Here is a 6355-nt window from a genome sequence, read left to right as displayed (position 1 = left end):
ATTCCGGAAAGTCCAGTCCCAAATTTATTTTTCAAAGATCAACTGGAAATTTTGAAGGCGGCCGCCAGTCCCCTAGGGGACTGGAAGTAAACTCAAAACTGCCTTCAAGAAATACTATATGAGGGAGGTTTCTTGCATGAAAAAAGCGTTGGCCGTTGTCGCCGCGGTTGTTCTCTTGGCAGGTGTCATGTCGGCATGCGGGTCGAAGAGCGAACAAAATACGGCGAACCGGGCAGATACGAAAACGGGAGGAGAGAGCCAAGCGTCGACCAAGCCTGTGCAGTTGACATGGGTACATCATTTTGGCGAAGAAGGCGCCAGAAAATGGATCGATCTCGGCATCCAAAAGTTTAAAGAGAACAATCCGAATATCGACGTCGAAGTGATCGCGACCGAAGGAGGAACGACGTACAAAAACTTTTTTAACACCAAAGTTGCGGCTAACGACGTTCCGGACATTTACATGATCGACGATATACCGGGATATCAGGAAATTATCGATGCAGGATATGCCGCCGATTTGACAGGACAGCCTTTCCTGGGCAATATCGGCGAGCAATACTTGAACGGTGTGAAATCCGAAGACGGGAAAATTTGGGCGCTCCCTATCGACACGAACGGAGGCGGCGTCACTTATAACAAAGATGCGTTCGTCAAAGCGGGCATTACGGAAGTTCCTAAGACGTACAGCGAGTTTCTTGCCGTTTGCGAGAAATTGAAAGCGGCGGGAATCGTTCCGATCGCGGCGGGCTTTAAAGACAGCTGGGTCATTAGCTGGGATATCAATCCCGACTTGCTTGTAACCGGCGTCAATTCGGATACCGATTGGATCAAGGATGTCGAGGCGGGGAAAGCGACCTTCGCCGATAATAAAGGACATTTTAAAGAGGTATTGACTCGATTCGTGCAGCGTCTGCCTTATATGAACGACGATCCGATGGGTACGAACTGGGATAAAGTACAGGAGCTTGTCGCCAGCGGCAAAGCCGCGATGGTCATTAACGGCACATGGGCCGTGGACGGCGCCAAATCGAAAAATCCGGACGCGAACATCGGTCTATTCGCCTTCCCGTCGACCGAAAATCCGGATGACGCCAAATTTGCCATGAAATCGACCGGCGGGATCGTCGTGAATCCGAAATCGAAAAATAAAGAGGCGGCTCTGAAATTGCTGGAAACGTTCTCTACGCCGGAAGTAGGAGAAATATTCCAGAATAACAAAAAAGGGATCTCCGTCATCAAAGGGTTGAAACCGGATTTCGATCCGACCTATGTCGAACTGGACGCCAACTACTTGAAACCGGGCAAAACCTTTGACTGGTCGCAGTTCTCGCCCGATTTTGTAAGTACGGAATTAGGGAACGCTTATGTTGACGGCCTTACATCCTTGATTCTCGATAAAAATCACGATGTGGATAAAGCTATCAAACAGCTTGACGATAATTTCAACAAAATACGTCCGTTACAAAAATAAGCTTTTGTGAAAAGCGCTTCTGTTGAAGATAGGATTCTCCCGGTCGTCCCGGGAGAATCGTTACTTGGAGGAATGACGATGTCTACTCGATTTCGATGGCGCGATGGACTTGTCCGTTTCGGTTTTTTGGTTCCGGCATTCGCCTTTTTCGCTTTTGCGATGATCATTCCTTTTTTTATGGGGATTCATGTCGCATTCACGGATTGGAACGGGATTATTCCTGAATATCGCTTTGTGGGATTGGATAACTTCGCAAAAATATTTACAAACGACGACATTCTCATTCCGATGAGAAACACGCTCTATTATATGGTTCTGTCGGTCGTTTTTTCGAACTCGCTGGCGCTGCTGTTAGCGATGGCGGTGAACCGGTCCTTTGCAGGCAAACATGTAACCAAAGTTATTTTTTTCTTGCCGACAGTGCTGAGCGCGGTGCTCGTTTCGTTTATTTGGGGATTTATCTACCGCGAAGTATTTCATACTCTGTTCGGCATTAACAGCCTGCTCGGAAGTCCGGACACAGTCATGCCGGCTATTGTCGGGATTGATATATGGAACAGTGTCGGGATCAGCATGATTATCTATTTATCGGCCTTAACCGGCGTCCCCAGAGACTTGTATGAAGCCGCGGAAGCGGACGGCGCAACCGTATGGCAAAAATTCGCAAATGTAACCGTTCCGATGATCATGCCTGCCATTACCGTCAATGTCACTTTGGCGATCACCTATGGTCTGCGCGTGTTTACGACGCCGATCATTGCGACGAACGGCGGACCGGTGCGAGCGTCGGAAACGATCGCCATTTATATTTATCGCCATTTGTTCGACTTTAAGAAAGCGGGGTACGGTCAAGCGATTTCCATGGTATTTCTGATTGCCCTTGTTGTAATCGGTTGGACGGTGTCGCGAATGTTGCGCAGTAAGGAAGTGGAAATGTAACGATGCCGCAAAATAAATGGAAACTTTCAAACGTTATTATTAGCTTGCTAACCTATGCGCTGGCGCTTCTATTTCTTTTCCCGTTCCTGATCAGCCTTTTGATGGCGATGAAAACGCCGGCCGAAACGACCGACTCCTTATTGAAGATACCGTCCCATATTGCGTGGAGCAACTTTAGCTCGGCTTGGGAAATCACGCATTTTACAAGATCGTTCTTCAACAGCGCGATCAGTACCGTTTCCGGCGTACTATGTATCGTTATTTGCGCCTCCATGGCCGCTTTTGCCATTTCCCGCAACTCCCGCAAGCCTTTATATAAATTCGCGGAACTACTCATTTTGGCGGCGCTTATGGTTCCGTTTCAAGTGATTATCATCCCTGTGTACAAAATTTTAAAATCGCTGGATATGATCAATACGCTTTACGGCTATATCATCATGCTTGTTGGAACGAGCATTCCATATTCTACGTTTCTGTATATCGGTTTTATAAAAAGCGTTCCCCGCGAATTGGAGGAAGCGTCTGTGATCGACGGCTGCGGTCCGTTCCGGATGTTCTGGCAAATTGTGTTCCCGTTGCTCCGGCCGATTACCGCCACGGTGGCGATTTTGCATGTCATGTGGCTGTGGAACGAATTCAGCATTGCGTTAATCGTACTGCAGAAGACCGCCGTACGCTCGATCCCGATGATGCAATATTTCTTTTTCGGCCAATATACGACGAACCTGAACCTCGCCTTTGCGTCGGCGGTATTGACGATGATTCCGATTATTGTATTTTTTCTGTTCGCGCAAAAACAAATTATCGGCGGTCTTACCAATGGCGCGGTAAAAGGGTAAAGGAACGCGTAAAACGCGTCGGTTCGTTCTGCTGACGCATTCAAATTATCAAATCTATAGTGAGAGGGGTAGATGGTATGAAACGTTGGATGAACATGATTCTATCAGGAATGCTTGCTTTGGCCGTCTTCGCGACTTTAGCCATGCCGCAGCAAGTTCAGGCCGCAAGCGTGATCTCGGTCGATCCTTCCGCGCAATATGCGGATTGGGAGGGGTGGGGGACATCGCTGGCCTGGTTTGGAAACGTTATTGGCGGCTGGTCCGATGCCGAGAGAAATGCGATTGCCGATAAGTTGTTTTCCCTGGAAGAGGGAATGGGCCTTAACGTGATTCGATATAATATCGGCGGCGGCGAAAATCCGTCCCATGATCATATGCGGCCGGGTGCGGAAATCGAAGGATTCCAACCATCCCCGGGAGTTTGGGATTGGAACGCGGACGCCAATCAGCGATGGATGCTGCAAGCGGCCAAAGCGAGAGGCGCGAACAAGTTTGAAGCTTTCTCCAACTCCCCTCCTTATTGGATGACCAATAGCCAGTGCGCTTCCGGTTCGATTCTAGGCATTCAAAATAATTTGCAAACCCAATATTTCGCTCCCTTTGGCGATTATTTAGCCGAGGTCGTGAAGCATTTTAAGGATGAATGGGATATCGAATTCGAGACGGTGGAACCGGTGAACGAGTCGTACTCTCCGTTCTGGTTCGCTTACGGCAAACAAGAGGGAGCCCACTTCGACCGAAGCGCGCAAAATGCAATCATCAAAGACACGCAGAACGGATTGATCGCGCGAGGAATTACAGGCACGACCGTCGCCGCCTCCGACGAAAATAACATCGATTGGATGATCGATTCGTTTCACTCGTATGACAGCACGGCCAAATCATATATTTCACGAATCAATACCCATACGTATAACGGTTCTCGCCGCGTGGAGTTGCATAACGTAGCCAAGAGCAACGGCAAGAAACTATGGATGTCCGAAGTCGGCATGGGCGGGGCGGGCGGACATAACCATCATTCGATCGCGCCCGCATTGAATCTGTCCAATCAAATCTTAATCGATGTGAAGCAGATGCTTCCAAGCGCCTGGGTGTATTGGCAAGCCGTTGAGGACGAAGGCAACATGGTCAGTTCCAACGACAACTGGGGAATCATTCATGCCGATTTTACCGGGGGGACGGAGAACTGGTATTTGACCAAGAAATTTTACGCCATGAGCAATTACAGCAAGTTTATTCGCCCGGGCTATAAATTAATCGCGATCGACGATGCCAACTCGCTGGCGGCGTACGATCCGGCAACCGGGACTACCGTAATCGTAACGACGAACGGCAGCGCAACGGATCAAGACGTCACGTTCGATCTTTCCAAGTTCGCGAGCATCGCCGGCTCGGTTGCGCCGTACCGCACTTCAGCCGCGGAGGATCTGGCTCGGCTTGACGATATTTCCATTGCCGGCCACTCGTTTACGGCAACGGCCAAAGCCAATTCCATCACCACGCTTGTCATTAGCGGCACTTCTTACGCAGGCGGGGCGGAGACTTTCGATCCGAACGACTATTATCATATCGTCAATGTCAATAGCGGCAAATTGCTCGATGTCCCATGGAGTTCCACGAACGATGACGTACAGCTGAATCAATGGGAGAAGAATAATACGTTGAGCCAGCAATGGAAATTCGTCGAAGTCGGCAACGGATACTACAAGATCGTGAACCGCAATAGCGGCAAGGTCGCCGGCGTAAGCGCCAGTTCCTCGTCAGACAGCGCCAAAGTGCTGCAATGGTCCGATCTGGGCATATTTGATCAGGAATGGGAAATTCAAAACATCGGCGGCGGCAAATATATGTTCATCAACCGCAACAGCGGCAAACTCCTCGATGTGAGGGGCGAATCGACCGACAACGGAGCGAGCATCGTTCAATATACGTACCATAACGGCCTGAATCAACAGTGGCGATTGGAGAAGGTTCAATAGCGTACCCCGCTCAACCGCGGAGACGTCCGGTAACGGGCTTCTTTCGCGGTTGTTGCCGATTTTAAGGGGTGTTTTTCAATTTCTCTTTTTCAATAGTGATCGAGTTCCAAGACGATTTCCCGGTTGCCGTTTGGCAAGCCCATATCGACGGCCTCGGGGAGGATTCGATCCAAAGCCTGTCGGCCAATAAGCTTAAGGACCGTACGGGACCGTTGCCTGCCATCGATAAAAAGCTCATCTATTACGGCACAGGCATCTTTGGCGCGCGAGAATCCGTTTAAATCCTATGCACTGTGATATAATGAGTAGTAAAGCGGGGGAGGCGGGGATATGAATTTCAATAGAATAGACCGATTAAAAAGGGAATTGGATGCATTGCGCCCCTTGCCGCCTGCTGCTGTCAAAAATCTAGACGAGGTATATCGGGTAGAGTGGACGTTCAACTCGAATGCAATCGAAGGAAACACGCTGACTTTGCTTGAAACGAAGTTTGTCCTGGAAGAAGGTTTAACGATAGGCGGTAAGAAGCTGCGCGAGCATTTTGAGGTTGTGAATCATTCCGCAGCCATTAATTACGTTCAAGATATTGTAAAACGGGACGTTGAATTAACCGAATATGTAATGAAGTCGATCCACTACTTGGTGCTTAAAGGCATTGACGATGAAAATGCAGGACAATACCGGAAAATCAACGTTATGATCTCAGGTTCGCAGCTTCAGCCTCCGCATTATGCAGTACTCCCCGAAAAAATGGGACAGCTCATAGAGTGGTACAACGTGCATAAAGATAATCTTCACCCCGTTTCGCTCGCCGCGGAATTCCATTTCCGGTTTGTTTATATCCATCCTTTTGCAGATGGAAATGGGAGGACTGCACGGTTATTAATGAATCTCATATTGATGAAATACGGGTTTCCGCCGGCTATTGTCAAAGCGGCAAGCGCGGATCGATTGAGATATTACGAGGTGCTGGAGACAGCAAGCGTAAAAGGCGATTTGGAGCCGTTTATCGAGTTCATTGCCGGATGTGTGGAAGAAAGTCTGACAAGATATATTAGCGCGGTCAAGTAAATAGACCCAAGGGACAGGCCGGCATTTCGCCGGCCTTTTCCCATTGTCGACGT

General features: G+C 49.0%; 6 protein-coding genes. All 6 read left to right on the top strand.

All coding sequences use genetic code 11. From position 1 onward, the window contains the following. Positions 1-136 precede the first annotated feature (136 nt). The 6 genes from KQI79_RS24695 (at position 137) to KQI79_RS24670 (ending at position 6302) form a co-directional block, all read left to right on the top strand. Positions 137-1474, top strand: coding sequence for an ABC transporter substrate-binding protein (locus KQI79_RS24695; protein ID WP_216540981.1), 1338 nt, complete (start codon positions 137-139; stop codon positions 1472-1474). A gap of 78 nt (positions 1475-1552) precedes the next feature. Continuing rightward, positions 1553-2413, top strand: a complete 861-nt coding sequence (locus tag KQI79_RS24690) for a carbohydrate ABC transporter permease (protein ID WP_216540980.1) — start codon at positions 1553-1555, stop codon at positions 2411-2413. A gap of 2 nt (positions 2414-2415) precedes the next feature. Further along, a complete protein-coding gene (locus KQI79_RS24685; RefSeq protein ID WP_216540979.1) occupies positions 2416-3252 on the top strand; it encodes a carbohydrate ABC transporter permease in 837 nt (278 codons plus the stop codon). A gap of 77 nt (positions 3253-3329) precedes the next feature. Continuing rightward, positions 3330-5231, top strand: coding sequence for an RICIN domain-containing protein (locus KQI79_RS24680; RefSeq protein WP_216540978.1), 1902 nt, complete (start codon positions 3330-3332; stop codon positions 5229-5231). A gap of 68 nt (positions 5232-5299) precedes the next feature. After that, positions 5300-5512, top strand: coding sequence for a hypothetical protein (locus tag KQI79_RS24675; RefSeq protein WP_216540977.1), 213 nt, complete (start codon positions 5300-5302; stop codon positions 5510-5512). A 49-nt stretch (positions 5513-5561) separates the two neighbouring features. Beyond that, entirely contained in the window at positions 5562-6302 is a 741-nt protein-coding gene (locus KQI79_RS24670; RefSeq protein WP_216540976.1) for a Fic family protein, read from the top strand. Positions 6303-6355 lie beyond the last annotated feature (53 nt).

This window comes from Paenibacillus sp. MSJ-34 (assembly GCF_018918005.1).
In the GTDB taxonomy this organism is placed as follows: Bacteria; Bacillota; Bacilli; order Paenibacillales; family Paenibacillaceae; genus MSJ-34.
The sequence above is the reverse complement of the archived record's forward strand: the minus strand, read 5'-3'. Positions and strand labels throughout refer to the sequence as shown.

Coding starts and splice junctions, on each gene's coding strand:
- KQI79_RS24690 (WP_216540980.1), top strand. CDS start 1,553: ATGTCTACTCGATTTCGATGGCGCGATGGACTTGTCCGTTTCGGTTTT.
- KQI79_RS24695 (WP_216540981.1), top strand. CDS start 137: ATGAAAAAAGCGTTGGCCGTTGTCGCCGCGGTTGTTCTCTTGGCAGGT.
- KQI79_RS24680 (WP_216540978.1), top strand. CDS start 3,330: ATGAAACGTTGGATGAACATGATTCTATCAGGAATGCTTGCTTTGGCC.
- KQI79_RS24670 (WP_216540976.1), top strand. CDS start 5,562: ATGAATTTCAATAGAATAGACCGATTAAAAAGGGAATTGGATGCATTG.
- KQI79_RS24685 (WP_216540979.1), top strand. CDS start 2,416: ATGCCGCAAAATAAATGGAAACTTTCAAACGTTATTATTAGCTTGCTA.